Raw genomic sequence first — 25,024 nt, 5'->3', positions numbered from 1 at the left:
GTGGACCACACAACAACGCCGGTGTGTTGGGTTAACGCGGGGGCCCCAAACCCCCCCCCACACCCGCGTTCAACTACGTGCGGCCCAACCCGGCCGGAGCGGCGTCAGGCGCCTGCCGGGACCTTTTCCGCCTGGGCGAGCTGGGTGGCGTCGTAGTCCACGCCGCCGCCGAGGCTCGGCATCATCGAGGTGAGCTGCGGCTTCCACTCGGCGTACTTCGCCGGGAAGCAGCGCTCCAGCAGGCCGGTCATGGCGGCGACGGCGGTCGAGGCGCCCGGGGAGGCGCCCAGCAGGCCGGCGATGGTGCCGTCCTGGGCCGCGACGACCTCGGTGCCGAACTCCAGCACGCCGCCCTTGCCCTTGACCCACTTGATGACCTGGACGCGCTGACCGGCGGTGATCTTCTCCCAGTCGGCGGGCTGCGCCGTCGGCATGAACCGCTGCAGCTCGTGGAACTTGGTCTCCGGCGCGGCGGCGACCTGGCCGACGAGGTAGCCGGTGAGGTCGAGGTTCTTCACGCCGGCCCCGAGCATCGAGAACACGTTGTGCACGCGCAGCGACGTGATCAGGCCCAGGTACTTGCCCTTCTTGAGGTACTTGGGGCTGAACCCGGCGTAGGGGCCGAACATGAGGTAGCTCTTGCCGTCCACGATGCGCGTGTCCAGGTGGGGCACGGACATCGGCGGGGCGCCGACGTCGGCCTTGCCGTAGACCTTGGCGTTGTGCTGGGCGACGAGCTCGGGGTTGGCGGTGCGCAGGAACTCGCCCGAGATCGGGAAGCCGCCGTAACCGCGCGCCTCCTTGATGCCCGACGCCTGCAGCAGCGGCAGCGCGCCACCGCCCGCGCCGACGAAGACGAACTTCGCGGTGACGGTGCGACGCCGGGTGCCGGCGTTCCAGGAGCGGTCGTTCAGGGTCAGGCGCCAACGGCCGTCCCGCAGCTTCTTGAGCCCGCGCACCTCGTGGTTCACGTGCAGCTCGGTGTTGTGCGCGGTGGCGAAGCCGATCAGCTTCTTGGTCAAGGAGCCGAAGTCGACGTCGGTGCCCGCGGCGGCGCGCGTGGCCGCGATGGGCTCGTCGGCGTCGCGGTCCAGGGTCATCAGCGGGGCCCACGAGCCGATCACGGCGGGGTCGGAGCTGAACTCCATGTCGCTGAACAGCGGGTGGACGCTGAGCGCCTCGTAGCGCCGGCGCAGGAAGTCCACGTTGTCGGCGCCGCGCACGAACGTCATGTGCGGCGTGACGTTGATGAAGTCGGTGCCCTCCATCAGGCCGGCGGTGAGCAGGTGGTTCCAGAACTCGCGGGAGGTGTGGAACTGCTCGTTGATCTTCACCGCCTTGGAGATGTCGACGGAGCCGTCCTTGCGCTCCGGCGTGTAGTTCAGCTCGCAGAGCGCGGAGTGGCCGGTGCCCGCGTTGTTCCACGGGTTCGACGACTCGAGCGCGACCTCGTCGAGGCGCTCGTAGATCCCGACACGCCAGGTCGGCTCAAGGATCGTGAGCAGCGCGCCAAGGGTGGCACTCATGATCCCTCCGCCGATCAGCGCGACGTCGACCTCTTCGGAGGGACGCGGGGCTGTCTGGAGGTAAGAAGTCACGCTCAGAAAGATAGCGCGCTTGTGAAAAGCGGAACGAGCGCTGTGGCATGAATCACGTGATGTGTACCGTGACCTCGCTCACGGTATGGGCGCGGCGCGCCGGGGGACGGCGCCGCCCGCTCGGCGCGCGTCAGCGGACCGTCTGCGGCCCGAGCACCGACAGCAGCCGCAGCTTCTCGTGGCTCTCGCTGCCGGGCAGGGCCGTGTAGACGAGCAGCCGGTGCGACTGGTCCGGGTCGAGGAGGGACTGGCACGTCAGCTCCAGCGCCCCGACCTCCGGGTGCACGAAGTGCTTCACCTCGTGCGGGCGGACGCCGATCTCGTGGGCCGCCCAGACCTCGCGGAACTCCGCGCTGCGCTCCAGGAGGATCTCGGCGTACCGCGCGGCCCGGGAGCCCGGCCCGCGGACGGTCGCGATCTCGCGCAGGCCCGAGGCGAACATCCGCGTCAGGAACGGGTGCTCCTGCGGCGCGTAGAGCGCCCGGGTGGCCGGGTCGGTGAACCAGCGGAAGCCGATGCTGCGCTCCGGCCCGGTGTAACCGGTCGTGTCCCCGGTCAGGGCCACGCCCATCGGCGTCTGCCGCAGGGTCTCGCCGAGCTCGGTGACGATCTCTGCGGGGGTGTCGTCGAGCCGGTCGAGGATGCGCAGCAGCCCGGGGCTGATGTGCTCGCTGGTGGTGCCGCGCACCGGCGGGTGGTGTCCGGCCAGCCGGAACAGGTGGTCGCGCTCGTCCAGCGACAGGTGCAGGCCCTGCGCGATCGACGCGATCATCTGCTCGGACGGGTGGGGCCCGCGCTCGCGCTCCAGCCGGGAGTAGTAGTCGGTCGACATGTTGCACAGCACCGCGACCTCCTCCCGCCGCAGCCCGCTCGTGCGGCGGCGCTGCCCCCGCGGCATCCCGACGTCCTCCGGCTGCAGCAGCTCGCGGCGTCGGCGCAGGAACTCCGCCAGCCCGGTGCGATCGATCACGGCTCCCCCTGTCTCGAGTACCGCTTCTTTCTACCCCGTGCCCGACGGCGGAGCCACGGCCCGCCGATCCCCCCGTACGCGGGGGGACCCGTGACCTGGCGAGCCTGTGATCGGCAGGCCCTGGATAGGTCCGCGTCGTCCGCCCAGGATCGAGGCCGACGACGAACCGATCTCGACGAGCTGGTCTCGACGAGCTGATCTCGACCAACCCGAGGGAGACGTGCCCATGTCACGCACACCGATCGACATCACCGTGCCGAGCCTGGCCGGGAAGCGCGCGCTGGTCACCGGAGCGAGCGACGGGATGGGGCTGGGCATGGCGACCCGGCTGGCCGCGGCCGGCGCCGAGGTGGTCCTGCCCGTGCGCAACCCGCGCAAGGGCGAGGCGGCGGTCGCCACGATCCGGCGCACGGTGCCCGACGCGCGGCTCGTGCTGCGCACGCTCGACCTGTCCTCGCTGGAGTCCGTGGCGGCCCTGGGCGACACCCTGCGCGAGGAGGGCCGCCCGATCCACCTGATGATCAACAACGCGGGCGTCATGCGGCCGCCGAGCCGCCAGACCACCGCCGACGGGTTCGAGCTGCAGACGGGCACCAACCACCTGGGCCACTTCGCGCTGGTCGGCCACCTGCTGCCGCTGCTGCGCGACGGCGGCGCGCGCGTCACCTCGCAGGTCAGCGTCGCGGCCCGGCGCGGCAGCATCAACTGGGACGACCTGAACTGGGAGCGCTCGTACGACGGCATGCGCGCCTACGCCCAGTCCAAGATCGCGTTCGGGCTCTTCGGCCTGGAGCTGGAGCGCCGCAGCCGGGCCCACGGCTGGGGCATCACCAGCAACCTCTCTCACCCCGGCGTCGCGCCCACCAGCCTGCTGGCCGCGCGACCCGAGCTCGGCCGGAGCACCGACACACCCGCCGTCCGGCTGATCCGCGCGCTCTCGGCCCGCGGCATCCTGGTCGGCACCGTCGAGACCGCGAAGCTGCCGGCCCTCCTGGCCGCGACCGACCCCGCGGCCAAGCCCGGCGCCCTCTACGGGCCGAGCGGCCCCGGCAACCTCGGCGGCAGGCCCGCCGAGCAGGCGATGTACGCGCCGCTGCGCAGCGCGGAGGAGGCCGCGCGCGTCTGGGAAGCGTCCGAACGGCTCACGGGGGTCAGCTTCGCGGCCGCGGTGGGCGACAACTCGTGAGCCCCTCCGCACGGGTCAGACGCGCAGGTCACCGGCGTGACCTGAGCGTCTGACACGTCGCTCTCGCTCAGCGGGCGGGGATCGCCGAGGGCCAGGGGCCGAGCTCGGGCAGGTCGCCCGGCAGCGGCGTCGCCGGGACACGTCCGGCCAGCCAGGCGGTGACGTCGCGCGGGTCGCCCGCGACGTCGTCCACGGACACGCCGTCGGGCAGCCGGACCGCGAGGAACTCGCGGAGGTGGGCGATCAGCGCGTCGTCCCACGTCTCGTACCCGACCTCCTGCGCGGTGCCGGCCAGGGCGTCGACCGAGTGGATGCGCACCTCGCGCCACCAGGCGAGCAGGCAGCCCGACAGCGGCCCGCCGCGGTACCCGCTCGGGGCGTCCCACAGCGGCGCGCCGGGCTGCGGCCAGGCCTCGGCCAGGTCGTCGCGCAGCTCGCCGAGGACCGTCAGGTGCTCGGCGACGGTGCGTCCGGCGCCCGCCTCGATGCCGGCGGCGCGGGCCTCCGGGCTGGCGTAGACGGGCACGACCTCGCCGCGCTCGGCGGCCCGCGCCTGCCCGAGCATCGCCGTGGCCAGGCCCGCGACGTGCGCCAGCACGTGTCCGCGGGTCCAGCCGTCCAGGGTCGACGGCCCGGCGAGGTCGTCGGCGGTCAGCCGCCCGACGGCGGACAGGAGGTCGTCCAGCCCCGCTGCCGCGTCGGCACGGGCGTGGGCGATGAGGTCGGTGGTGGGCGCGGCGGTCGAGGTGGTGCTCATGGGTGTCCCTTCGTCGGGGGTGTCAGACACGGGGGATGGGGGTGTGGTCAGGGCCAGAGCAGGCCGGTCGACCAGCCGTCGGCCGTCGCCCGGTACAGCAGCCGCGTGTGCGGGCCGTCGTCCGGCGCCTGCCAGAACTCGACCTCCGTCGGCGCGAGCACGTACGCGGTCCAGTCCGGCGCAGCCAGTGCCGGGTCGGCGGTGACGGTGCGCAGCGCCTCGGCGAATGCGTCCGCGTACTCCTCCTGGGACCCGAGCGGCTCGCTCTGGCGGTTCACCAGCCCCGCGGCGCGCGACAGGTCCGGCCGCGCGAGGAAGTCCGCCCGGCTCGCCTCCGCCCCGGCCGACGCCGCCGTGCCCGTCACCTTGACCTGGCGGCCCAGCTCCGGCCAGAAGAACGTCAGCGCCGCGTTCGGGTTCGCCGCCAGGTCGCGCCCCTTGTGGCCCGTGGACTGCGACGCGAACCACCACCCGTCCGCCGTCACGTCCTTGAGCACCAGCGTGCGGGCGTGCACCCGCCCGGCGGCGTCCGCCGTCGACAGCGTCGCCGCCTGCGGGGCCAGCAGGCCGCCGTCGATCGCCTGCTCGACCCACGTCACGAACAGCTCGTGCGGGGTGGGCGGCGCGGCCGCGGTGTCGAAGACCGGCAGCCCGGGCCGGGCAAAGGTGGGCAGCGCGCGCAGGCGCTCGCGGAACGTCACGGGTTCTCCTTCGGGGTGGGCGGGTCCTGGTTCGTCCGGTCCTGGTTCGAGGGCTCCTGGTTCGGCGGGTCCTGCGTCAGCAGGCCGACGAAGCCGCGCACCGCGGCGTCGAGCGCGCCGGGATCCCGCGTGGCGCGGGCCAGGACGTACCCGCCCTGGATGATCGCGAGGGCGGCGTGCGCGCGGTCGCGGGCGACGTCGTCGGGCAGCCCGGTCTCGCGGAAGATCTGGGTCACGGCGCCGAGCAGCCGCACGAAGTAGGCGGTCACCACGTCGTGCAGGCCGTCGTCGTCCATCACCGCCTGGTCGGCGGTGAGGCGGCCGATCTTGCAGCCGGCCAGCGCCTCGCGCGGCCGTTCGAGGTAGGCGACGAGGCGTTCGACGGCGGGGGAGTCGCCGCCGAGGGTTTGCATCGCACGCGTCAGTGCGTCGTCCACGGTGGCGCCGACGGCGGTCACGGCGAGGTCGTGCTTGGTGGGGAAGTGGTGGTACAGGCTGCCCTGCCCGACGCCGGACGCCGCCAGCACGGCGCGCGGGCTCGTGGGCCCGACCCCCTGGGCGGCGAAGAGGTCCTGCGCGGCACCGACGAGCCGCTCACGTGCGGATGTGCTGCTGCTCATGGCTGCACCATACCTACCTCCAGGTATGGTGCCAACCGAATACCGCCGGTGAGGGTGCCGAGACCAGCTGTCAGAACAGGGTGAGGACGCCCAGGACGCCGACCGCCAGGGCCAGGGCCAGCGAGACCCCGATCAGCACGCTGTGCACGGTGAGGAACTTCGTGGCCCGGCCGTCGGCGTCGCGCGACCGGGGATCGGCGACGATGCGCTGCCAGAACCGCGGCCAGATGAGCAGGTTCCACAGCGCGGTGACGATGAGTACGACGGACCAGCCGACAGGAATATCCACCCGCCGATTATCCGCCGCCCTGACGCGGCCCCCGACGCCGCCGTCGATGGTGTTGAGCACAGCGGTTGCTGCCAGGGCCGACGCCCTTCTGGCAGCAACTGCTGTGGTCAACACCGCCCGGCCGGGGCGGGGGCGACGGCAGGCGCCGTCAGAAGTAGTCGCGGACGTGGAGCTGGCGGCCGGCGAACAGCGACGTGAGGACGGCGTCGTGGTCCGCCGGGCCGGTGAGGTGGCCCGCGATCCGCAGGTTCGCCGCCGACTGCGCCCCCGCGTACAGCAGCGCCAGTCCGTTCGGGCTGAGCACTGGCCGCTGGTGGTGCGCGTCGTCGAGGGCGACGGCGTCGCGCTCCACGTGCGTGACGCCGTCGGACACCGTGAGCGTCCACGCCCCCGCGAGATCCTCCGCGCCCCGGACGGCTAACGGCACCCGTGCACCCTCCAGCGGCGTCGCGAGCCCGCCGAGCGCACCGGCCACGTCCAGGACACGCAGCATGTAGGGGTGGGCGGAGTGCACGGTCGTGGCCAGGTCGGGCAGCACCAGCCACGCGGGATCCAGGCCCGACGTCGCGACACGCACCGTGCCGACGACCGTCGAGAAGCTGCCGAGGGTGCGCCACAGGGCACGGGCGGCGTCGGGCGTCAGGGCGATGAGGTCGTCGATCTCCATCACCGTGGTGGCCGGCGTGTACCCCTCGCCGCGGGTCCAGCTCGCGAAGCCGACCACCTCGCCCGCGGCGTCGAGAGCCAGCGTGACACCCGTGTAGTCGGCGAAGAACTTCTCCGGCGGCGTCCAGAACGGCCTCTCCGCCCGCGAGACCGGCCCGTTCTGCGCCGCGGCCCAGCGCCGGTGCACGGCGACGACGGCGTCGAAGTCGGCCGACGTCGCCCGGCGGGTCAGCACGCCGGCGGGCGCCGGCACCCGGTTCAGGTTCTGCAGCGGCACGTCGACGTCGTCGAACGAGCCGACCACCTCGTAGCCCAGGCCGCGGTAGATGCCCGGCGCGGACGGGAAGAGCGTGGACAGGACGTCGCCCTGCTCGCGGGCCTCGTCGAGCGCGGCGCCGAACAGGCGCGCGAGGTGCCCCGAACCGCGCCGCTCGGGCTCGACGGCGACCCCCGCCACGCCCGCCGTCGGCACGCGGGCGCCGTGGAACCACGACGTGAACCCGTAGACCCGCAGGCGGGCGGCCAGCCCGTCGCCGTCGAACGCGCCCCACTCCCGGAAGCCCGAGGCCGCCCACTCCTCGGCCGTCGGGACCGCGCGGCCCCCGGCGGGCGCACCGAACGCCTCGCCGCCCAGCCGGGTGTAGTCGGGCTGGTCGGCGAACTCGATCCGGCGCACGGTGAGGGTCATGCAGGCGACCCTAGGCAACGGGTGAGGGAAGGGGCGAGCCAAAAGTCGGCCCGATTGACCTAGTCGCCGAAGTAGGCGACCTGGTCCTCCGCCGGGTGCGGGCGCAGCAGCGGCGTGCGCGTGACCTCCAGCGGTTCCGGCGTGAGCAGGCCCTGCAGCTCGGCGTCGGCCGTGCGGTTGCCGGGCGCGAGGCCGTCGTCCGCCACGAGGTCGCGCTGGAACAGGACGGCGTCGCGCCAGGCGCCGAGCTTCCAGCCGATCTTCTCGAACGAGCCCGCGCGCTGGAACCCGACCGCCTCGTGCAGCGCGATCGCGGGGTCGTTCGGCAGCACGATGCTGGCGACGACGCGGTGGTAGCCGCGGCGTGCGAGCCGCGCCAGGAGCGCCTCGTACAGGGCGCGGCCGCCGCCCACGCGCTGGTGCTCGGTCGCGACGTAGACGTTGGTCTCGAGCGTCCAGCGGAACGTCGGGCGGTCCGCGAACGGCTTGGCGTAGGCGAAGCCCACGACCGTGCCGTGCGACTCCAGCACCAGCCACGTCTCGCGGCCGAAGAAGCGCTCGATGCGGCGCGTCATCTCGCGGGCGTCCGGCGGGCGGGTCTCGAACGTCGCCGCCGAGTCGGCGACAAAGGGGGCGTAGATGGCGGCGCAGGCTGCGGCGTCGTCGGGAGTCGCGACGCGGACGATGCTGTCCATGCACGGATCCTTTCGTGTTCCGCGTGGGCAGGATGATCGCAACACTGAATTGACGGCGACCGGCCGAGCGGGTAGATCAGCCGGGCTCGCCGGCGGGCGGCGCGTCTCCCAGCGCGGGCGCCAGGTCCTTCTGCAGCCGCACGACGTCGTGCCACCGGCCGTGCTTCCAGCCGATCTGGTGGAACGTGCCGACCACCTCGAACCCGAGAGCCGTGTGCAGGCCCAGGCTGGGCTCGTTCGGCAGGGCCAGGCCCGCCACCAGCCGGCGGAAGCCGCGCGCGGCGAGCCGGTCGAAGAGCGCCTCGTACAGCGCGCGGCCCGCACCCGTCCGGCGTCGGCCCTGCTGGAGGTAGACGCTGGTCTCTGCCGACCAGCGGTAGGCCTCGCGCGGCGAGTAGGGCGCGGCGTACGCGAAGCCGACGACGTCGGACGTGCCCGCCCCCAGGGCGACGAGCCACGCGTGGCCGGCCGAGTAGCTCGCGATGCGGCGCGCCATCTCCTCGGCGTCCGGCGGCTCGGACTCGAAGCTGATGTGGGTCTCACGCACGTAGTAGGCGTAGATGTCGGCGCACGCCGCGGCGTCGTCCGGGGTCGCGGGGCGGATCGTCAGGTCCATGGGGCGATCGTGCCGGATGTTCGGGCGTGCCCGGGACACGACGGTGGTCGCTGCCCCGGGCGAAATCCTGGCGACGGTCGGGGCGGATGTCGGTGGCCGGGCATAGCGTGAGCCCGTGACCACCCTCCAGAGACGAGTCCTCGTCGTCGCCGTCCTCGGCTCCTTCGTGTCGTTCCTCGACGGCACGGTGGTGAGCGTCGCCCTCCCGGCGATCGCGCACGAGCTCGCGGGTCCCGGCATGGAGGCGCTGCCGCTGCAGCAGTGGGTCGTGGACGCGTACCTGATCACGCTCGGTGCGCTGATGCTGGTGGCCGGCTCGATATCCGACGTCTACGGCCGGCGCCGCGTGCTCGCGGCCGGGCTCGTGGGGTTCGCCCTCGCGTCCATCCTGTGCGCCGTCGCGCCGACCGGGCCCTTCCTCGTGCTCGCGCGCGCCCTGCAGGGGGTGGCCGGCGCCCTGCTGGTGCCGAGCTCCCTGGCGCTGATCATCGCGACGTTCAGCGGCGAGGCGCAGTCCCGCGCGATCGGCCGGTGGACCGCGCTGACCACGGGCGCGATGATCGTCGGCCCGTTCGTGGGCGGCATGCTCGTGGACTTCGCGTCCTGGCGCTGGGTGTTCTGGATCAACGTGCCCGTCATCGCCGTGACGCTCTGGCTCCTGCGCGGCGTCCCCGCCGCGGAGGGCGAGCCCGGCCGGCACATCGACGTGCCCGGTGCGGTGCTGGCGGCGCTCGGCCTCGCGGGCGTGGTGTTCGGGCTGATCGAGGGGGCGCGGCTCGGCTGGACGTCGGCCGTCATCCTCGTCTCGATCATCGGGGGCGCCGTGATGCTGGTGGCGTTCGTGCTCTACCAGCGGCGGGCGGCGGACCCGATGCTGCCGCTGCGCCTGTTCCAGGCGCGCAACTTCGCCTGGGGCAACCTGGCCACCACGGCGATCTACGGCGCGCTGTCGCTGGGCGGCTTCGTGCTCACCCTGTTCCTGCAGCAGGTCGCGGGGTACTCCGCCACCGCGTCCGGGGTGGCGCAGCTGCCGACGACGCTCGCGATGATCGCGCTGTCGGCCTGGTTCGGCACGCTCGCCGGCCGGTACGGGCCGCGGCTGTTCATGACCGTGGGCCCGATCGTGGCCGGCGTCGGCTACCTGCTGATGCTCTCGATGGACGAGTCCGCCGACTACCTCACACAGGTCCTCCCAGGACAGCTCGTGTTCGGGCTGGGCCTCTCGATCACGGTGGCGCCGCTCACGGCCGCGATCCTCGGCGCCGTGCCGACGCATGACGCCGGCATCGGCTCCGCCGTGAACAACGCCGTGGCGCGGGTCGCGGGCCTGGTGACCGTCGCCTTCGCGGGGATCATCACGGGCGGCGTGCTCGACGTCGCGTCGTTCCACCGGGCGCTGCTGGTGACGGCGGGCCTGCTCGTGCTGGGCGGACTGCTGTCCTTCGTCGGGATCCGGAACGTGCGTGGAGTAGATCCCGACGCAAACCTGGTCAAAACCAGTTAGGTATGCCTAACCTCAGTACATGGCATTCAAGGGGCGCAAGGCCGTCGACCCGCACGTCGTGATGGCCGAGGTCGTCAGCACCAAGCAGGTCTCGCCGAACATGATGCGCGTGACCCTCGGCGGCGACGAGCTCGACCGGTTCACGCCCGCCGGCTACGACCAGTGGTTCCGCCTCTTCCTGCCGCGCGCCGGCCAGGACATGCTGCGCCTGCCCACGCGCACCTCCGGGCTCTGGTACGCCGAATACCTCACCACGCCCAAGGCCCGCCGGCCGTGGGTGCGCAACTACACCGTCCGCGCGGCGCGCCCCGACCTGAACGAGCTCGACGTCGACTTCGTGCTGCACGCGGGCGACGACGCCCCGGACGGCTCCGCCGGGCACGACGGCGAGCACGTCGGCGGGCACGCTGCCGGACACGCCGCCGGCCCGGGGGCCGGCTTCGCCCAGGCCGCCGAGCAGGGCCTGCGCGTCGGCCTGCTCGACCAGGGCGTCGCCTACAACCCGCGGCACGACCACGACTGGACGCTCCTGGTCGCCGACGAGTCCGGCCTGCCCGCCGTCGCGGGCATCTGCGAGTCCCTGCCCGACGACGCGCGCGGCCTCGCCGTCGTCGAGGTACCCACGGCCGCGGACACGCAGGAGTTCCGCGCCCCGGCCGGCGTCGAGGTGCGCTGGGTGGTGCGGTCCGACGCCGACCCGCACGCCGTCCCGGGGCAGGCGGCGCTCGCGGAGCTGTGCGCCCTGGACCTGGGGCACACCGGCGACGTGTACGCGTTCACGATCGGCGAGTCGGCGCTGGCCACGGGCGCGCGCCGCCACCTGGTGGGCGAGCGAGGAGTGCCCAAGGCGCACGTCGACTTCGTGGGCTACTGGCGCCACGGCCGCTCGTCCCCGAGCTGACGGCGGACCACCTCCCTGACTCGCCCCTCCAGGGGCGCCGAGTCAGTCGCTCGGTCGGACCACCTCCCTGACTCGCCCCACCAGGAACGCCGAGTCAGTCGCTCGGTCGGACCACCTTCCTGACTCGGCACGCAGATTGGCGGTGCGGGGTGAGCTCGGTGAGGGTGTCGGCCGCGGGGAGCGCGGCCGACCCGCAGCCGGCTTATTGCGTTGGGCGAGGGTGGGCTCGTGTGCCAGGGTCCCGGGCATGGCTTCTTTCATCTCGCACGTGACCGTGGACTCGTCCGACCCCTACTCGCTCTCCGAGTGGTGGAAGCCGGTGCTCGGCTACCAGGACGTGCCCGGCGACCCCAACCTGCCCGGTCACGAGGAGTGCGTGATCGTCGACCCGGACGGCAAGGGGGTCGACGTCCTGTTCATCGAGGTGCCGGAGGCCAAGTCGGTCAAGAACCGGGTGCACCTCGACCTGCGCCCGCGCGCGGACCTGCGGGACGCCGAGATCGAGCGGGTCAAGGCGCACGGCGCGACCGTCGTCGCCGACCATCGCGGGATCTACGGGCCTGGCTCTGGCTGGGTGACCTTCGCCGACCCGGAGGGCAACGAGTTCTGCGTGCTGCGCTCGCGGGAAGAGGTCGCGGCGGGCGAGAAGGCGGCGGAACAGGCGGCCGCGCAGGCCGCAGCGGCCGAGCCTGCCGACGCATGAGCGACTGGCTGATCCGGCCCGAGACGCCGGAGGACTTCCCCGCGATCCGGACGGTGCAGGTCGCGGCGTTCAACGAGGACCGGGTCGCCGACGGCGTCGACCGCATCCGCGAGTCCTGGATCTACCGCCCGGCGACGTCGCTGGTGGCGGTGTCCGACGGCGAGGTGGTCGGCCACGTCATGATCACCGGCTGCACCGTCACGAGCGAGGCCGGCGAGCGCGAGGTCGCGATGCTCACCCCGCTCGGCGTCCTGCCGGGGCACCAGCGGCGCGGCATCGGATCGGCGCTGGTCCGGGCCGCGCTCGCGGGTGCCGAGCAGGCGGGCGAGCCGTTCGTCGTGCTGGAGGGCAGCCCGGTGTACTACGGCCCGCTCGGGTTCGTCGCGTCCCGCGACCACGGGATCGAGATGCAGCTGCCGGACTGGGCCCCGCCCGAGGCGGGCCAGGTCCACCTGCTTCCGGCGCACGACCCGGCCGACGTGACGCTGCGCGGCGCGATCAGCTACCCACCGGTCTACGGCTGAGCCCCGCGCGCGCCGACGCCGGCCACGGCTGGACGCGGCGCCACGCCCAGCCCAGCTCAGCCCGGCCCGCGCGGCAGCCGCGGCGTCAGACCCGGACCACGACCTTGCCACGGGTGTGGCCGGACTCGTTGAGCCGGTGCGCGTCCGCGGCGTCGGCGAGGTCGAAGACCTGCGCCACCTCGACGGTCAGCTTGCCGGCGTCGAACAGCTCGGTGAGCGCGTCGAGGTCGGCGGTCGACGGGCGAACCCATACGTAGTGCCCGCCGTGCTCGGAGCGGGCGGTGGCGTCCGTGATCGAGGCGATGGTGCCGCCGTCGGTCAGGAGCTCGGTGCTGGCGGCGACCGTGCCTCCACCCACGAAGTCCAGGACGACGTCGACGCCCTCGGGCGCCAGCGCGCGCACGCGGTCGGCCAGGCCGTCGCCGTAGGTGACGGGCTCGGCGCCCAGGCCGCGCAGGAACTCGTGGTTCCGCTCGCTCGCCGTGCCGATGACGCGGGCACCCAGGGCCCGCGCGATCTGCACCGCGAACGCGCCGACGCCGCCGGCCGCGGCGTGCACCAGCACGGTCTGGCCGTCCTTGACCTCGGCCCGCTGGATCGCCTGGTAGGCGGTGAGGCCCGCGAGCGGCACGGCGGCCGCCTCCTCGAAGCTCAGCGACGCCGGCTTGCGCGCCAGGGTGCGCACGGGTGCGGCGACCAGCTCGGCGAACGTGCCGCCGTGCACGGTGTCCTTGCGCACGTAGCCGTACACCTCGTCGCCCACCTGGTACTCCGGGGTGTCGAGGCCGACCTGCTCGACGACGCCGGCGACGTCCCAGCCCGGGATCGCCGGCAGATCGGTGTCGATCAGGCCCTGCAGGTACCCCTGGCGGATCTTCCAGTCGACGGGGTTGACCGACGCCGCCCGCACGCGCACGACGACGGTGTCGGGGCCGATGTGCGGGTCGGGCTGCTCGGTGAGCTCCAGGACGTCCGCGCCGCCGAACTGTGCATAGGTGATGGCTCGCATGCAGGCGACAACGGGCCTGGCGGACGCGGGTATTCCGCGCACGCCGAGTGGGCCGGGGCACACTCGGCATCCGCCCGACAGTAATAGTGTGCCAAGCGCCGCGCCGCCCGACCAAGGTGCGCTTCTACCCAGCCATTGCGCCCGGAAACGGCCTGGTTTCGGGCCCGATGGCTGGGTAGATGCGCACTTCGCGACACCGGCACTCGTTCGGCTGCGGCGTCACGCATGGTCGGCGGCCTCGACAACCACGTCCGCCGGCGACTTCTCCGGGCGCCAGCCCCGCCACACCGAGTGCCGCATGCGCCGCTCGCCCGAGGCGCCGTCCGGACCCTCGGCCCAGTCCGCGTACGTCACCTCGCCCACCAGGCTGGGCGTGACCCAGCGGGCGTCCGACGCGTCCTCCGCGGGCACGCCGGACACGCCCGGCGTCTTGCGCTCCATGCCCCGCAGCCGCGCGGTGATCTCGCGGCGCTCCCGCTCGGAGAAGCCCGTGCCCACCCGGCCCACGTACCGCAGACCGGAGTCGTCGCCGTTCGTGTCCGGCACCGCCATCAGCAGCGAACCCATCACCGACGGGTCCGCGCGGCCCGGCCGCCAGCCCACGATCACCACCTCCTGCATGACCTGGTGCTTGATCTTGAGCCACTCGCGCGAGCGCCGTCCGGCGTAGGTGGAGGTGCGGCGCTTGGCGACCACGCCCTCCAGCCGGAGGGTGCGGGACGTGCGGAGCGCGGCCTCCAGGTCGCCGTCGAACGCGGGCGGGAGGTGGATGGGCGCGCTCGGCGTGACCAGGGACTCCAGGAGCTCGCGCCGCTCGGTGTACGGGCGGGCGGTGACGTCGTCGCCGTCGGCGACCAGCACGTCGAACAGCATGAGGTCGACCTGGACCTGGGCCTTGGCGCGGTTGACGTCGCGCTCCTTGTGCAGGTTGGCGCGGTGCTGGAGGCGGCGGAAGTCGGGGCGGCCGGCGCGGTCGAGGGCGACGATCTCGCCGTCGAGCACGACGGGCAGGCGGGCGGCGTCGACCTGGCCCGCGAGCGCCGCGAGCTCGGGGAACGTGACGGTGAGGTCCTGCCCGGAGCGGCTGACCAGGCGCACGGACTCGGGGTCCTGGACGTGCGCGATCGCGCGGAATCCGTCCCACTTCATCTCGAAGGCCCAGTCGTCGGGCCGGTTGAGGTCGCCGGGCGCGGCGGCGGTGGCGAGCATGGGCCGACGCCGCCCGCCCACCCCCGCGTCTCGTTGAGTGCCGGCCAGCTGAGTGCTGGGTATCTGCGGGATCGGGGCCGTGGAAGGCCGCAAATGTCCAGCACTCACGGGGGCGGTGCCCGGCTGGGCCTTGGTGAGGTGGATCAGCCAGTTGTTCTCGGCGTCGCCGTCGCGCCCGCCGGTGCGGATGAGGGCGAGGCGGCGGGCCCCGCGCTCCGTCGAGTGCAGGGTCACGATCACCTCGTCGTCGCGCCACTTCTCCAGCTCGTAGGTGCCGGAGTCCCAGATCGTGACCTCGCCCGCGCCGTACTCGCCGCCCGGGATGCTGCCCTCGAACGCGCCGTACTCCAGGGGGTGGTCCTCGGTCTGCACGGCGAGGTGGTTGCGGCCGGGGTCGGTGGGCTCGCCGCGGGGGAGGGCCCAGCTCACCAGCACGCCGTCGTGCTCCAGCCGGAAGTCCCAGTGCAGGCGGCGGGCGTGGTGCTCCTGGATCACGAAGGTGGGGTCGCCCTCCTCGGGCGGCGGCCCGGCCGCGCCGTCCGCGGAGGCTGCGCCGTCCGCGGAGGCTGCGCCGTCCGCGCCCGAAGGCGGCCCGTCGGTGGAGGTCCCGGGCCCGAACGGCTCCGGGGTCTTCGCCGGGTCCCGCTTGGCGCGGTAGGTCTCCAGCTTCTGGAAGGTGGCCAGGCGCTCCGACGTCGGCTCGAGGGCGGCGAGGTGACCCTCCAGCAGGGGCGCGAGCAGGTCGCCGTCGGCCGCGAGGCGCGCGACCACCTCGTCGGGCGTGAGCTGGGCGAGGTCCGGGTCCTCCAGCTCCGCCCAGGTGCGGGGCGCGGCGACCCAGGGCCGGTCGAGCCCGCGCAGGGAGTAGGGCGCGATCGTGGTCTTGTTCCCGTTGTTCTGCGACCAGTCGACCAGCACCTTGCCCGACCGCAGGGCCTTGCTCATGTCGCTGACCACCAGGTCGGGGTGCTCGGCCTCCAGGTACCGGGCGAGCTCGTGCGCGACGGCGGACACGGCGTCGGAGTCGAGCCGGGTGTCGGCCGCCTTGCCGAGGGCCGCGTACAGGTGGATGCCCTTGGACCCGGACGTGACGGGGTACGGCTCCAGGTCCATGCCGCGCAGGATGTCGCGGGCCCAGCGCGCGACCTCGGCGCACTCGGCGAGCCCGGCGCCGGGCCCGGGGTCGAGGTCCAGCACGAGGCGGTCCGGGTCGAGGCGCGCGCCCGTGCGGCCGAACTGCCACTGCGGGGTGTGCAGCTCCAGCGTCGCCGTCTGACCCAGCCAGGTCAGTGTCGCCAGGTCGTTGACCAGCACGTAGTCGTTGGCCGACCTCTTGTGCTGGATCGACCGGCGCTTGACCCAGTCGGGAGTCGAGGCGTCGAGGTTCTTCTGGAAGAACATCTGCCCGCCCGTGCCGTCGGGCCAGCGCTTGCGGGTCGCGGGACGGTTGGCCGCGTGCGGCAGCAGCACCGAGGCCACCTCCGCCAGGTAGTGCAGCACCTCGCCCTTGGTGGTGCCCGACGCCGGGTAGAGCACCTTGTCGAGGTTGCTCAGGCGCAGGCGGTGGCCGTCCACCGTGACCGTCTGCGTCGTCGCCATCCCACCATCGTGCCGCCGGTCGGCCGCGGGCGCAGGAGTCGCGCCCGGAGTCGTGCGCAGGAGTCGCGCGCAGGAGTCGTGCGCGGAGTCGGCGAGATCACTCGAACGGTGTAGAGGGCGGGTGAAGAACTCCGCTAGGCTCCGCCGAGTGATTTCTGACATCTCGATCGACGTGTCCGTGGCGCCCCTGTCGGCTGCCGCCGACGCTCCTTCGATCGGCCGGCCCGAGCGGCTCACCGTCTACGGCGCCGAGTGGTGCCGCGACTGCCGCCGCAGCAAGGCGGTGCTCGACGTCCGGCGCGTGGACTACGTCTACGTGGACCTCGCCGCCCACCCCACCCGGGCCGACGAGGCCGAGGCGCTGACCGGCCGCAAGTCCATCCCCGTGCTGGTGTTCCCCGACGGCGAGCACCTGGTGGAGCCCACCAACGCGGAGCTCGCGGCGAAGCTGGACCGCTGCGGCCTCTGACGCCCTCAGGGAACCGCGCCCGGGACTAAACCTGGGCATGTCGTGCGCTTGGGGCGCACCATAGATGGATGAGGGCGATCTGGAAGGGTGCCGTGACCTTCGGTCTCGTCAACGTCCCGGTGAAGCTGTACAGCGCGACCGAGGACCACGACGTGCCGTTGCACCAGGTGCATGACGCCGACGGCGGACGCATCAGGTACAAGCGTGTGTGCGAGATCGACGGCGAGGTGGTGCCGTACGAGCACATCGACCGGGCCTACGACGACGGCGAGCGCACCGTGGTGCTCACCAAGCAGGACCTTGCCGACCTGCCCGCCGAGCGGGACCGGGAGATCTCGGTGGTCGAGTTCGTGCCCAGCGAGCAGATCGATCCGATCATGTTCGACCGGACCTATTACCTGGAGCCGGACTCCAAGTCCACGAAGGCGTACGTGCTGCTGCGGCGCACGCTGGAGGAGACCGACCGCACGGCGATCGTGAAGTTCGCGCTGCGGCAGCGCACCCGGCTCGCGGCGCTGCGGGTCCGGGAGGAGATCCTGGTGCTGCAGACCCTGCTGTGGGCCGACGAGATCCGCGAGGCCGCGTTCCCGTCCCTCGACGAGCCCGCGAAGGTGAGCGCCAAGGAGCTGACGATGTCGGCCCAGCTCGTCGGCAGCTTCGAGGCGGACTTCACGCCCGAGGACTACGAGGACGACTACCAGGTGCAGCTGCGCAAGCTCGTGGACGCGAAGCTGGAGGCGGGCGAGACCGTCGACACGGCGGCGACGTTCGGCGAGGCGGCCGAGGAGGAGGGCGAGGGCGCCGAGGTCGTGGACCTCATGGAGGCCCTCAAGCGCAGCGTCGCGGACGCGAAGAAGTCCCGCAAGACCGGCTGACCTCCTGGTCCTGTCGGCGGCATCAGCGGGCCGTGGACGGGGCGAGGTGGGTCGTCAGGCCGCGTTCGCCCGCCCGCATCACGTGGGCGTGCGCCCAGGACAGCGGCGCCGGGGCGAGGGTCGCCGCCGCCCGGAACCAGGGCGGTCCGGGGGACACCTGCCACAGGAGCCGCACCTCCGCCGCCGACGTCGTTCCGGCCGCCGACGCCGTTCCGGCCGGCGCGTCCGCGGGCCCGTCCGAGACGGTCACGTCCGCCCGGCCCTCCAGGTCGCCCGTGACGTCCAGCCGGGCGCGGCCGGGCCCGCCGTCGGACGGCGCCGTCGTCTCCCTCAGGTCCAGCCGGAACCGCAGGGCGTAACCGAGCGGGCTGCGCACCCGCAGGTGCGCCCACGTCCCGGGCGCGGCCAGCCCGTCCGGCCCGACGACGCCGTGGCTCGCCCCCGCGGTCAGCCCGGGCCACCAGTCGGGCCAGGTGAACCGGGGGTCGGCGAGCACCGACCAGACCCGGGCGGTCGGTGCGGCCGGACGCCAGACGGACTCGAGGACGAACACGGCCCCCATCGTGCCGTCCGCGGCCGGCCCGCCGGCGGACGCCGCGCCGACGTCCGCCCGGGCGGCGGGTGAGCGCGGCGGACGCATGAAAAGGTAGAGGAGATGAGTCGTCCCAACCCGCCCCGCTGGCTGCGCTGGACCCTTGCCGGAGGGGCAGCCGCCCTGTTCTGCCTGATGTTCGGGATCACGACGGCGAGAGCCGACCTCAGTCTCGGCCCGCACGAGGCCACCTACGCGGTCACGGCGGACGACCAGATCGTCGCCGACCTCGGCCCGCTCGGCACCGTCGTCACCGACTCCCCGCTGCCGCTGACGCTCGGGGTGCGGATCACGGTGCACGAGATCCCCACGGACCTCTCGGCCGTGGACGCGGCCAGCTTCGACGCGCTCGCGGGCGACCTCGACGGGTACCTGCAGTTCTTCGACACCCCGCAGCGCACGGTGCGCACCGTGGCGTGGGCGCTGGTCTGGGACGCGCTGCGCGGCGCGGCCGTCGCCGCGGTGGTGCTGGTGGGCGTCGCGTTCGGCCTGCGGGCCCTGCTCGGCGCCGCCCGACGGCGGGAGCTCGCCCGCACCTTCGCGTCCCGCACCTGGGAGATCACCGCGGCCGGCGTCGTCGTCGTGCTGGTGGCCGCGACCGCCACGGCGAGCGCGGGGCCCGAGGAGCGGGCCGCGCTGCCGGCGTCGCCGGTCTTCGCGGGGACGGCCCTGGAGGGCGCGCGGATCACGGGCCGGCTGGCGGGCGTGATCGACACGTACAGCAGCCAGCTCGTGGAGACCTACCAGGCGAACGAGGTGTTCTACGCGGGTGCCCGGGAGAAGCTGATGGCGGCGTGGGACGCTCGCGTCGCGGAGCAGGACGCGGCCGAGGCCGAGCAGGACGCGACGCCGTCGGGCAGCCCGGCGACGCCGGACTACGTGACGTTCCTGCTGGTCTCCGACCTGCACTGCAACACGGGGATGACGCCGCTCATCCGGGACCTCGCGGACCGGCTGGCGCCCGACGTCATGCTCAACGCAGGGGACACCACGATCAACGGGACGAGCGTGGAGTCGGTCTGCGTGGACTCGTTCGCGTCCGCGGTGCCGGACGGCGTGCCGTTCGTCGTCTCCGACGGCAACCACGACTCGCGCCTGACGACGGCCACCGAGCTGGCCAACCGGGAGATCGTGCTCGACGGGGAGGTCGTCGAGGTGGAGGGGGTGCGGATCCTGGGGGACCGGGACCCGCTGGAGACGCGGATCGGCGGCGGCACGGTGATCGCGCGCGAGGAGACGCCCGCGGAGGCCGGCGAGCGGCTGCGGGACGTCGCGTGCGAGGCGGCCGGGGAGGCCGGGCTGGGCGGGTTCACCGCGGAGGACCGGGTGGACCTGCTGATGATCCACCAGCCCGCCGTGGGCGACGCGGCCCTGGAGTCGGGCTGCGTGCCGTTCCAGATCTCGGGGCACATGCACAAGCGGATCGGCCCCGACGTCGTGGGCCACGGCGTGCGGTACGTGAACGCGAGCACGGGCGGGGCCACGAAGGGGAACGCCTCGGTGGGGCCGCTGCGCGACACCTCCCAGATGACGGTGCTGCGGTTCGACCCGGAGCGGCGGCAGTTCGTGGACTGGCAGCTCGTCGAGGTGACACCGGAGGGGGAGGCGTCCGTGAGCGAGCGGCAGGCCATACCGCAGCCCGCCCCGCTGCCGGACGAGGTGCCCGACGACGCGCCGGGCGACGTACCGGATGCCGGTCCGGCGTCGTCGTCGGCCTCGGGCAACTAGGCTCGGGGCGTGGAGATCACAACCGACCCGGCCGAGCTGACGCCCGTCGCCCAGGACTACCTGAAGGCGGTGTGGTCGGCCCAGGAGTGGTCGGACGAGAAGGTCACCACGAAGCACCTGGCCGACCGGCTGGGCGTGGGCGCGTCCACGGTGTCCGAGACGGTGCGGCGGCTGAGCGGCCAGGGGCTGCTGGAGCACGAGCGGTACGGCGCGATCCGGCTGACGGACGAGGGCCGCCGGCTGGCGCTCGTGATGGTGCGCCGCCACCGGCTGCTGGAGACGTTCCTCGTGGAACAGCTCGGGTACGGGTGGGACGAGGTGCACGACGAGGCCGAGGTGCTGGAGCACGCGGTCTCGGACGTCTTCGTGGAGCGGATGGCGGCGCGGCTCGGCAACCCGTCGCGCGACCCGCACGGCGACCCGATCCCGTCCGCCGACGGCACGGTGGTGCGGCCGGACGCGGTGCCGCTGTCGACGATGCACGCGGGCGACGCGGGCACGGTGGTGCGGATCTCCGACGCCGACCCGGAGGCGCTGCGGTACCTCGCCGAGCTGGGCCTTGACCTGGACATCCGCGTGGCGGTCACCACGCGGCGCGAGTTCGCGGGGACGGTCGCCGTCGCCTGGACGTGCCCGCCCGTTCCCGGGCCCGACGCCGAGGCAGACGGTTCGGGTGCGCCCGACGCCGACGAGCGCGTGGCCGATCTCGGCCTGCTGGCGGCCTCCCGCGTGTGGGTGGCGCAGGAGTAGTCTGCTCCCCGTTCCCTCTTGCTCGTCGCCGGTGTCGTCGACGGTAGACCGAATCGATACGACACTTCCGGAGACCCCATGGCGAGCAGTGCACCCCAGAACGCCCCGGACCAGGCGCCGGGCACGGGCTCGATGCGCCGCGCCGCGCCCGCGCTGGTCGCACTGGCGGTGGGCGGGTTCACCATCGGCACCACCGAGTTCGCCGCGATGGGCCTGCTGCCCGACGTCGGCCTCGACCTCGGCGCGACCGACCCCCAGGTGGGGCACACGATCACCGCGTACGCGCTCGGCGTGGTCGTCGGGGCGCCGCTGCTGACCGTGGCCGCGGCGCGGATGTCGCGCAAGCGCCTGCTGCTGGCGCTGATGGGGTTCTACACGGTGGCGAACGTGCTGTCCGCCGCGGCGCCCGACATCGGCTGGCTCGTGGTCGGGCGGTTCTTCGCGGGGCTGCCGCACGGCGCGTTCTTCGGCGTCGGCGCCGCGGTCGGTGCCGCCGTGGCCGGCCCGGCCCAGCGCGGGCGGGCCGTCGCGACGATGATGACCGGCCTGACCATCGCGAACGTCGTCGGCGTGCCGCTGTCCACGTGGGTGGGCCAGGCGTTCGGCTGGCGCGTCTCCTACGTGCTGATCGGCGTGCTGGGCAGCGTCACGCTCCTCGGGCTCTGGCGGCTGATCCCCGCCGGTGCGGGCGGCGAGGGGCGCTCGGTCCGCACCGAGCTCGCGACCCTGCGCAACGGGCCGCTGTGGTTCGCGTTCGTGGCCGGCGCGATCGGGTTCGGCGGCATGTTCGCCGTCTACACCTACGTGGCCCCCACCATGACGGGCGTGACCGGCCTGCCCGGCGGCGCCGTGCCGTGGGTGCTCGCCCTGTTCGGCGTCGGCATGACGGTCGGCACGCAGATCGGCGGGCGGCTCGCCGACCGGGGCGTGCTCCGGGCGGTCCTGATCGGCTTCGTGGCCACCGCGCTGTCCCTCGTGCTGTTCGCGCTGACCGGCGCCTCGGTGGTGCCCGCGCTCGTCTCCCTGTTCCTGCTGGGCGTCACCTCGCAGATGCTGGGACTCGCGTTCCAGACCCGGCTCATGGACCTCGCCCCTGGCGCGCCGTCGCTGGGCGCCGCGCTGTGCCACGCCGGGCTCAACGTGGCCAACGGCGCGGGCGCGTTCCTGGGCGGCGTGGTCATCGACGCGGGCTGGGGCTACCTGGCGCCCGCGTGGGCCGGCGCCGTCGTCACCGCGCTGGGCCTCGGGCTGATCGTGGCGTTCGGGCGGCAGCGAGTCGTGCACCAGCCGACGGAGACCGCACTGTGACCCGGGTCTCAGCAATGTCCCAGACTGCGCCGGTAGCGTAGGGCGGGTGACTGAGACCGGGGCGACCACGACGTCGTCGGACAGCTCGTTGGACAGCTCGCCGGACGGCGGGGACGAGGTCGCCACGTACGGACCCAAGCCGCTGGGCGGCCGGGCCGTGGCGCTGCTCCTGGTGGTGCTGGGCGCGGTCGGTTTCGCCGCCTCCTTCGCCCTGGCCTGGGAGAAGTACCTCAAGCTCATCGACCCGAACCACACGGCGTCCTGCAGCATCAACCTGTTCGTCGACTGCGGCGCCGCGATGTCGTCGTGGCAGGGCGCCCTGCTCGGCTTCCCGAACCCCTACCTGGGCGTGGCGGCCTTCCCTGTCGTGATCACGACGGGCGTGGTGCTGCTGATCGGGGCCCGCCTGCCGCGCTGGTACTGGATCTCGCTCCTCGCGGGCACCGTGCTGGGCCAGGCGCTCGTGTTCTTCCTGATGTACACGAGCTTCCACGTCATCGTCGCGCTGTGCCCCTACTGCATGGTCGTGTGGACCATCATGTGGCCGCTGCTCTGGTACCAGCTGGTGCGCGGCGTGCAGTCGGGCGACCTGCCCGCGAGCGCCGGACTGCGCGGCGTCATGGTGGGCAACCGGCACATCATCCTGGTCATCGGGTACGTCGCGGCCCTGGCGTGGCTGATGATCGCGGTGGGCGGGCCCCTGATCGACTCCTTCTGAGCCTCCGGCGCGATCCGGCGATGGAGCTGCGGGACATCGAGATCTTCCTGGCGCTGGCGGAGGAGCTGCACTTCGGGCGCACCGCCGAGCGGCTGCACGTCACGCCGTCCCGGATCAGCCACACCATCAAGCGGCAGGAGCGGCGCATCGGCGCGCCGCTGTTCGAGCGCACGTCGCGGGTGGTCCGTCTCACCCCGCTCGGGGAGCAGCTGCGGGACGACCTGCTGCCCGCGCACCGGCAGATCCAGCAGGCGATCGAGCGTGCAGCGGCCCGGGCGTGCGGCACGGCGGGAACGCTCCGGGCCGGGTTCACCACGCCGTGGTGCGCCGACCTGCTGCTGCGGGCCGGGGAGCGGTTCGGCGAGCTGCGTCCCGGGTGGACCGTGCAGATCCGGGAGATCCAGTTCGACGACCCGTACGGTCCGCTGCAGCGCGGGGAGCTGGACCTGCAGGTCGTCGAGTTCCCCGCCGTCGGGTCGATCGTGGCGGGGCCGGTGCTGTTCCGGGAGCCCCGGGCCCTCATGGTCCCTGCGGACCATCTGCTGGCGCGCCGCGCGAGCGTCACGCTGGAGGACCTGGCCGAGATCCCGCTGATCGTCCTCGGCTTCGAGCTGCCGAGGTCCGCGACGGACCAGCACCTGCCGCGGTACACGCCGCTGGGCCGGCCGGTCCGCCGGGGGCCGTCCTACACGTTCTGGCCGGAGGTCCCGGCGCTGGTCGCCGCAGGCCTCGGGGCCTCCATCGTGGCCGCGCGCGCCGCCGAGTTCCACGGCCGGCCCGGGATCGCGTTCGTGCCGTTCAGCGGTGGGCCGACCCTGGACTACTCGGTGCTGTGGCACTCCGACACGCAGGGCCCGCCCGTGCCGGAGTTCGTCGACCTGCTGCGGGAGCTCGCGGGCGCGGACGGTGTGGTCGGTGAGGGCGGTGTTGCCGGCCGGGGCGCCGCCGGCGTCGCGGGTGGCGGCGCCGGCGGCGTCGCGGGTGGCGGCCCCGCCGGCGGCGTCCCTACCTAGCGGCGCAGGGCCTCGCGCAGCACCCGGCCCTCGCTGCCCGACGGCGGCGCGTAGCCCAGCAGCGCGGAGATCGTCGGCGCGACGTCGACGTGGTGCGGGTCGCGCGGGTGCGCGCCCGGCCGTACGCCTGCACCGGCGAGCACGAGCGGGATCCGCAGCTCGGTGGTCGCGCCGTGCCGGCCGGCCGGGTCGGCGGGCGTTGCCCCGAACGACCAGCCGGGCTCCGGCTCCACGATCAGGTCGCCGTGGTTCGGGCTCATGCGCAGCCGCCGCTGGTCGGCCTTGTCGAACACGTTCCGCACCTGCGGCAGCGCCGTCAGCGCCCGCTCCAGGCGGCGGACGGCGGCGCGGTCGCCGGCGCGCTCGCCGATCAGGCGCACGTCGGCGACCCCGCCCACGACGATCACGACGTCGGTGCCGGGCGCCGGCGACTGCCCGCTGGTGAGGACCTGCGGGGTGAAGCCGGCCGCCTCGATCGCCGCGAGGCCCTCGGCGGCGAACCCCTTGTCGAAGGTGGTCATGCCGTGGTCGCCCGTGATGACGAACGCCGTGCTGTCGTGCACGCCCGCCTCCTTCGTGGCGGCGACGATGCGCCCGATCTGCCGGTCGATGTCCGCCAGGGCGCCGGGGATGCGGGGGTCGGTGTCGCCGCCGTCGTGCCCGATCGCGTCGAGCGTGTCGCAGTAGACCGCCATGAGGTCGGGGATGCCGCTGGTGGTGACGAGCTGGCCGTTCGAGCTGACGGGCTCGCCGCGCAGCACGGACACGACGTCGTCGGTGCGGCGCGCGCAGTCGCCGCCGGGCTGCGTGTACAGGGCGTCGGGGTCGCCGAAGGTGACGCCGTGGTTCTGCAGGATGAACCACTGCGACGAGAAGACGGTGCCGCCCTGCTCCCGGATCGACTCCGCGACGGTCGGCACGGCGAGGTCGCGCTGCTGGCCACGTGCTGTGTTGCTCGCGGCGTCGAACCAGTAGGCGGTGTTGCGGTGGGTCGCGGGCCACGCGCCCGTGGCGACCGAGGACCACGACGGGTTGGTGATCGAGGTCATCACGCCGGTCGAGGTCGTGACGCTGCCCGCGCGCAGGAGGGCGCGCAGGTTCGGCATCTCGACCGTGCCGGAGGAGCCGGCGCCGTCGCGCACCAGGTCGAGGTAGTCGACGTCGAACCCGTCCAGGGCGAGGAAGATCACGTGGTCGGCACGGGCGGCGGGGCCGCCCCGGGCGTCGTCGTCGGGCAGCGGCGCGGCGGCGGCGGTCGACGCCGTCCACACGGTCACGGCGGCGATGCTGGTGGCGAGGATCTTTCGCAACGAGGGCATCATGCGGGCAATTCGAG

General features: G+C 73.6%; 25 protein-coding genes. 12 read left to right on the top strand and 13 right to left on the bottom strand.

Features of this window, described 5'->3' with window-relative positions; genetic code table 11:
* Positions 1-104 precede the first annotated feature (104 nt).
* Together mqo and ACFV9Q_RS20935 are read right to left on the bottom strand one after the other, a co-directional pair.
* Positions 105-1,598 carry a malate dehydrogenase (quinone) gene (gene mqo / locus ACFV9Q_RS20940; RefSeq protein WP_377235995.1) on the bottom strand — a complete coding sequence of 498 codons (1,494 nt, stop codon included), beginning with the start codon at positions 1,596-1,598 and terminating at the stop codon, positions 105-107.
* A 130-nt stretch (positions 1,599-1,728) separates the two neighbouring features.
* Entirely contained in the window at positions 1,729-2,568 is an 840-nt protein-coding gene (locus ACFV9Q_RS20935; RefSeq protein WP_377235994.1) for a helix-turn-helix transcriptional regulator, read from the bottom strand.
* Between the two features lie 226 nt (positions 2,569-2,794).
* Here ACFV9Q_RS20935 and ACFV9Q_RS20930 point away from each other — a divergent pair, with 226 nt between their 5' ends.
* On the top strand, positions 2,795-3,754 hold the full coding sequence (locus tag ACFV9Q_RS20930; protein ID WP_377235993.1) for an SDR family oxidoreductase: 960 nt from the start codon (positions 2,795-2,797) through the stop codon (positions 3,752-3,754).
* A 67-nt stretch (positions 3,755-3,821) separates the two neighbouring features.
* Here the strand turns inward: ACFV9Q_RS20930 and ACFV9Q_RS20925 are convergent, their stop codons facing one another.
* The 7 genes from ACFV9Q_RS20925 to ACFV9Q_RS20895 form a co-directional block, all read right to left on the bottom strand.
* Positions 3,822-4,511 (bottom strand): maleylpyruvate isomerase family mycothiol-dependent enzyme, encoded by a 690-nt coding sequence (locus ACFV9Q_RS20925; protein ID WP_377235992.1) that lies wholly within the window; start codon positions 4,509-4,511, stop codon positions 3,822-3,824.
* A 47-nt stretch (positions 4,512-4,558) separates the two neighbouring features.
* On the bottom strand, positions 4,559-5,212 hold the full coding sequence (locus tag ACFV9Q_RS20920) for a pyridoxal 5'-phosphate synthase (protein ID WP_377235991.1): 654 nt from the start codon (positions 5,210-5,212) through the stop codon (positions 4,559-4,561).
* A complete protein-coding gene (locus ACFV9Q_RS20915; protein ID WP_377235990.1) occupies positions 5,209-5,832 on the bottom strand; it encodes a TetR/AcrR family transcriptional regulator in 624 nt (207 codons plus the stop codon). Before ACFV9Q_RS20915 ends, ACFV9Q_RS20920 begins: the two co-directional genes overlap by 4 nt.
* Before the next feature lie 70 nt (positions 5,833-5,902).
* The gene (locus tag ACFV9Q_RS20910) at positions 5,903-6,121 is read right to left on the bottom strand and encodes an SCO4848 family membrane protein (RefSeq protein ID WP_377227885.1); all 219 of its coding nucleotides are present in this window, start codon (positions 6,119-6,121) and stop codon (positions 5,903-5,905) included.
* 148 nt (positions 6,122-6,269) lie between these two features.
* Positions 6,270-7,475 carry an enhanced intracellular survival protein Eis gene (gene eis / locus ACFV9Q_RS20905; protein ID WP_377235989.1) on the bottom strand — a complete coding sequence of 402 codons (1,206 nt, stop codon included), beginning with the start codon at positions 7,473-7,475 and terminating at the stop codon, positions 6,270-6,272.
* 59 nt (positions 7,476-7,534) lie between these two features.
* Complete coding sequence (locus ACFV9Q_RS20900) at positions 7,535-8,170, bottom strand: GNAT family N-acetyltransferase (protein WP_285108475.1); 636 nt, start codon at positions 8,168-8,170, stop codon at positions 7,535-7,537.
* A 76-nt stretch (positions 8,171-8,246) separates the two neighbouring features.
* Positions 8,247-8,786, bottom strand: coding sequence for a GNAT family N-acetyltransferase (locus tag ACFV9Q_RS20895; RefSeq protein ID WP_377235988.1), 540 nt, complete (start codon positions 8,784-8,786; stop codon positions 8,247-8,249).
* A 115-nt stretch (positions 8,787-8,901) separates the two neighbouring features.
* Here ACFV9Q_RS20895 and ACFV9Q_RS20890 point away from each other — a divergent pair, with 115 nt between their 5' ends.
* The 4 genes from ACFV9Q_RS20890 to ACFV9Q_RS20875 all read left to right on the top strand — a co-directional run bounded on the left by ACFV9Q_RS20890 (position 8,902) and on the right by ACFV9Q_RS20875 (position 12,418).
* Positions 8,902-10,290, top strand: coding sequence for a DHA2 family efflux MFS transporter permease subunit (locus ACFV9Q_RS20890; protein WP_377235987.1), 1,389 nt, complete (start codon positions 8,902-8,904; stop codon positions 10,288-10,290).
* A gap of 19 nt (positions 10,291-10,309) precedes the next feature.
* Positions 10,310-11,191 (top strand): siderophore-interacting protein, encoded by an 882-nt coding sequence (locus ACFV9Q_RS20885; RefSeq protein ID WP_377235986.1) that lies wholly within the window; start codon positions 10,310-10,312, stop codon positions 11,189-11,191.
* Positions 11,192-11,438: 247 nt separating this feature from the next.
* Positions 11,439-11,894: a VOC family protein gene (locus ACFV9Q_RS20880; RefSeq protein ID WP_377235985.1), complete on the top strand. Its 456-nt coding sequence runs from the start codon at positions 11,439-11,441 to the stop codon at positions 11,892-11,894.
* Positions 11,891-12,418: a GNAT family N-acetyltransferase gene (locus tag ACFV9Q_RS20875; RefSeq protein WP_377235984.1), complete on the top strand. Its 528-nt coding sequence runs from the start codon at positions 11,891-11,893 to the stop codon at positions 12,416-12,418. The genes ACFV9Q_RS20880 and ACFV9Q_RS20875 overlap by 4 nt, the downstream gene beginning before the upstream one ends.
* Positions 12,419-12,503: 85 nt before the next feature.
* Here ACFV9Q_RS20875 and ACFV9Q_RS20870 read toward each other — a convergent pair whose 3' ends face one another.
* Together ACFV9Q_RS20870 and ACFV9Q_RS20865 are read right to left on the bottom strand one after the other, a co-directional pair.
* Positions 12,504-13,427: an NADP-dependent oxidoreductase gene (locus tag ACFV9Q_RS20870; protein ID WP_377235983.1), complete on the bottom strand. Its 924-nt coding sequence runs from the start codon at positions 13,425-13,427 to the stop codon at positions 12,504-12,506.
* A 219-nt stretch (positions 13,428-13,646) separates the two neighbouring features.
* Positions 13,647-16,235, bottom strand: a complete 2,589-nt coding sequence (locus ACFV9Q_RS20865; protein ID WP_377235982.1) for an ATP-dependent DNA ligase — start codon at positions 16,233-16,235, stop codon at positions 13,647-13,649.
* Between the two features lie 148 nt (positions 16,236-16,383).
* On the opposite strand from ACFV9Q_RS20865, the gene ACFV9Q_RS20860 reads away from it, so the two are divergent.
* Entirely contained in the window at positions 16,384-16,704 is a 321-nt protein-coding gene (locus ACFV9Q_RS20860) for a glutaredoxin family protein (protein ID WP_377227894.1), read from the top strand.
* Positions 16,705-16,772: 68 nt separating this feature from the next.
* A complete protein-coding gene (locus ACFV9Q_RS20855; RefSeq protein WP_377227895.1) occupies positions 16,773-17,579 on the top strand; it encodes a Ku protein in 807 nt (268 codons plus the stop codon).
* Positions 17,580-17,601: 22 nt separating this feature from the next.
* Here ACFV9Q_RS20855 and ACFV9Q_RS20850 read toward each other — a convergent pair whose 3' ends face one another.
* Complete coding sequence (locus ACFV9Q_RS20850) at positions 17,602-18,219, bottom strand: hypothetical protein (protein ID WP_377235981.1); 618 nt, start codon at positions 18,217-18,219, stop codon at positions 17,602-17,604.
* Positions 18,220-18,234: 15 nt separating this feature from the next.
* On the opposite strand from ACFV9Q_RS20850, the gene ACFV9Q_RS20845 reads away from it, so the two are divergent.
* The 5 genes from ACFV9Q_RS20845 to ACFV9Q_RS20825 all read left to right on the top strand — a co-directional run bounded on the left by ACFV9Q_RS20845 (position 18,235) and on the right by ACFV9Q_RS20825 (position 23,688).
* On the top strand, positions 18,235-19,899 hold the full coding sequence (locus tag ACFV9Q_RS20845; RefSeq protein ID WP_377235980.1) for a metallophosphoesterase: 1,665 nt from the start codon (positions 18,235-18,237) through the stop codon (positions 19,897-19,899).
* Between the two features lie 9 nt (positions 19,900-19,908).
* Positions 19,909-20,649, top strand: a complete 741-nt coding sequence (locus tag ACFV9Q_RS20840; RefSeq protein ID WP_377235979.1) for a metal-dependent transcriptional regulator — start codon at positions 19,909-19,911, stop codon at positions 20,647-20,649.
* A 78-nt stretch (positions 20,650-20,727) separates the two neighbouring features.
* Positions 20,728-21,957: an MFS transporter gene (locus ACFV9Q_RS20835; protein WP_377235978.1), complete on the top strand. Its 1,230-nt coding sequence runs from the start codon at positions 20,728-20,730 to the stop codon at positions 21,955-21,957.
* A 46-nt stretch (positions 21,958-22,003) separates the two neighbouring features.
* Positions 22,004-22,675 carry a vitamin K epoxide reductase family protein gene (locus ACFV9Q_RS20830; protein WP_377235977.1) on the top strand — a complete coding sequence of 224 codons (672 nt, stop codon included), beginning with the start codon at positions 22,004-22,006 and terminating at the stop codon, positions 22,673-22,675.
* 20 nt (positions 22,676-22,695) lie between these two features.
* Positions 22,696-23,688: a LysR family transcriptional regulator gene (locus tag ACFV9Q_RS20825; protein WP_377235976.1), complete on the top strand. Its 993-nt coding sequence runs from the start codon at positions 22,696-22,698 to the stop codon at positions 23,686-23,688.
* On the opposite strand, the gene ACFV9Q_RS20820 is transcribed toward ACFV9Q_RS20825, so the two are convergent.
* Complete coding sequence (locus ACFV9Q_RS20820) at positions 23,685-24,998, bottom strand: alkaline phosphatase family protein (RefSeq protein ID WP_377235975.1); 1,314 nt, start codon at positions 24,996-24,998, stop codon at positions 23,685-23,687. The two genes, ACFV9Q_RS20825 and ACFV9Q_RS20820, sit on opposite strands and share 4 nt — an antisense overlap.
* Between the last annotated feature and the right edge of the window lie 26 nt (positions 24,999-25,024).

Source organism: Promicromonospora sp. NPDC059942 (assembly GCF_042731755.1).
Lineage (GTDB): Bacteria > Actinomycetota > Actinomycetes > Actinomycetales > Cellulomonadaceae > Promicromonospora.
The sequence above is the reverse complement of the archived record's forward strand: the minus strand, read 5'-3'. Positions and strand labels throughout refer to the sequence as shown.

Bases quoted from the DNA above. Each gene is read 5' to 3' on its own strand.
- ACFV9Q_RS20930 (WP_377235993.1), top strand. From the start codon at position 2,795: ATGTCACGCACACCGATCGACATCACCGTGCCGAGCCTGGCCGGGAAG.
- ACFV9Q_RS20925 (WP_377235992.1), bottom strand. From the start codon at position 4,511: ATGAGCACCACCTCGACCGCCGCGCCCACCACCGACCTCATCGCCCAC.
- ACFV9Q_RS20915 (WP_377235990.1), bottom strand. From the start codon at position 5,832: ATGAGCAGCAGCACATCCGCACGTGAGCGGCTCGTCGGTGCCGCGCAG.
- eis (WP_377235989.1), bottom strand. From the start codon at position 7,475: ATGACCCTCACCGTGCGCCGGATCGAGTTCGCCGACCAGCCCGACTAC.
- ACFV9Q_RS20900 (WP_285108475.1), bottom strand. From the start codon at position 8,170: ATGGACAGCATCGTCCGCGTCGCGACTCCCGACGACGCCGCAGCCTGC.
- ACFV9Q_RS20895 (WP_377235988.1), bottom strand. From the start codon at position 8,786: ATGGACCTGACGATCCGCCCCGCGACCCCGGACGACGCCGCGGCGTGC.
- ACFV9Q_RS20885 (WP_377235986.1), top strand. From the start codon at position 10,310: ATGGCATTCAAGGGGCGCAAGGCCGTCGACCCGCACGTCGTGATGGCC.
- ACFV9Q_RS20880 (WP_377235985.1), top strand. From the start codon at position 11,439: ATGGCTTCTTTCATCTCGCACGTGACCGTGGACTCGTCCGACCCCTAC.
- ACFV9Q_RS20875 (WP_377235984.1), top strand. From the start codon at position 11,891: ATGAGCGACTGGCTGATCCGGCCCGAGACGCCGGAGGACTTCCCCGCG.
- ACFV9Q_RS20870 (WP_377235983.1), bottom strand. From the start codon at position 13,427: ATGCGAGCCATCACCTATGCACAGTTCGGCGGCGCGGACGTCCTGGAG.
- ACFV9Q_RS20865 (WP_377235982.1), bottom strand. From the start codon at position 16,235: ATGGCGACGACGCAGACGGTCACGGTGGACGGCCACCGCCTGCGCCTG.
- ACFV9Q_RS20855 (WP_377227895.1), top strand. From the start codon at position 16,773: ATGAGGGCGATCTGGAAGGGTGCCGTGACCTTCGGTCTCGTCAACGTC.
- ACFV9Q_RS20850 (WP_377235981.1), bottom strand. From the start codon at position 18,219: ATGCGTCCGCCGCGCTCACCCGCCGCCCGGGCGGACGTCGGCGCGGCG.
- ACFV9Q_RS20845 (WP_377235980.1), top strand. From the start codon at position 18,235: ATGAGTCGTCCCAACCCGCCCCGCTGGCTGCGCTGGACCCTTGCCGGA.
- ACFV9Q_RS20835 (WP_377235978.1), top strand. From the start codon at position 20,728: ATGGCGAGCAGTGCACCCCAGAACGCCCCGGACCAGGCGCCGGGCACG.
- ACFV9Q_RS20825 (WP_377235976.1), top strand. From the start codon at position 22,696: ATGGAGCTGCGGGACATCGAGATCTTCCTGGCGCTGGCGGAGGAGCTG.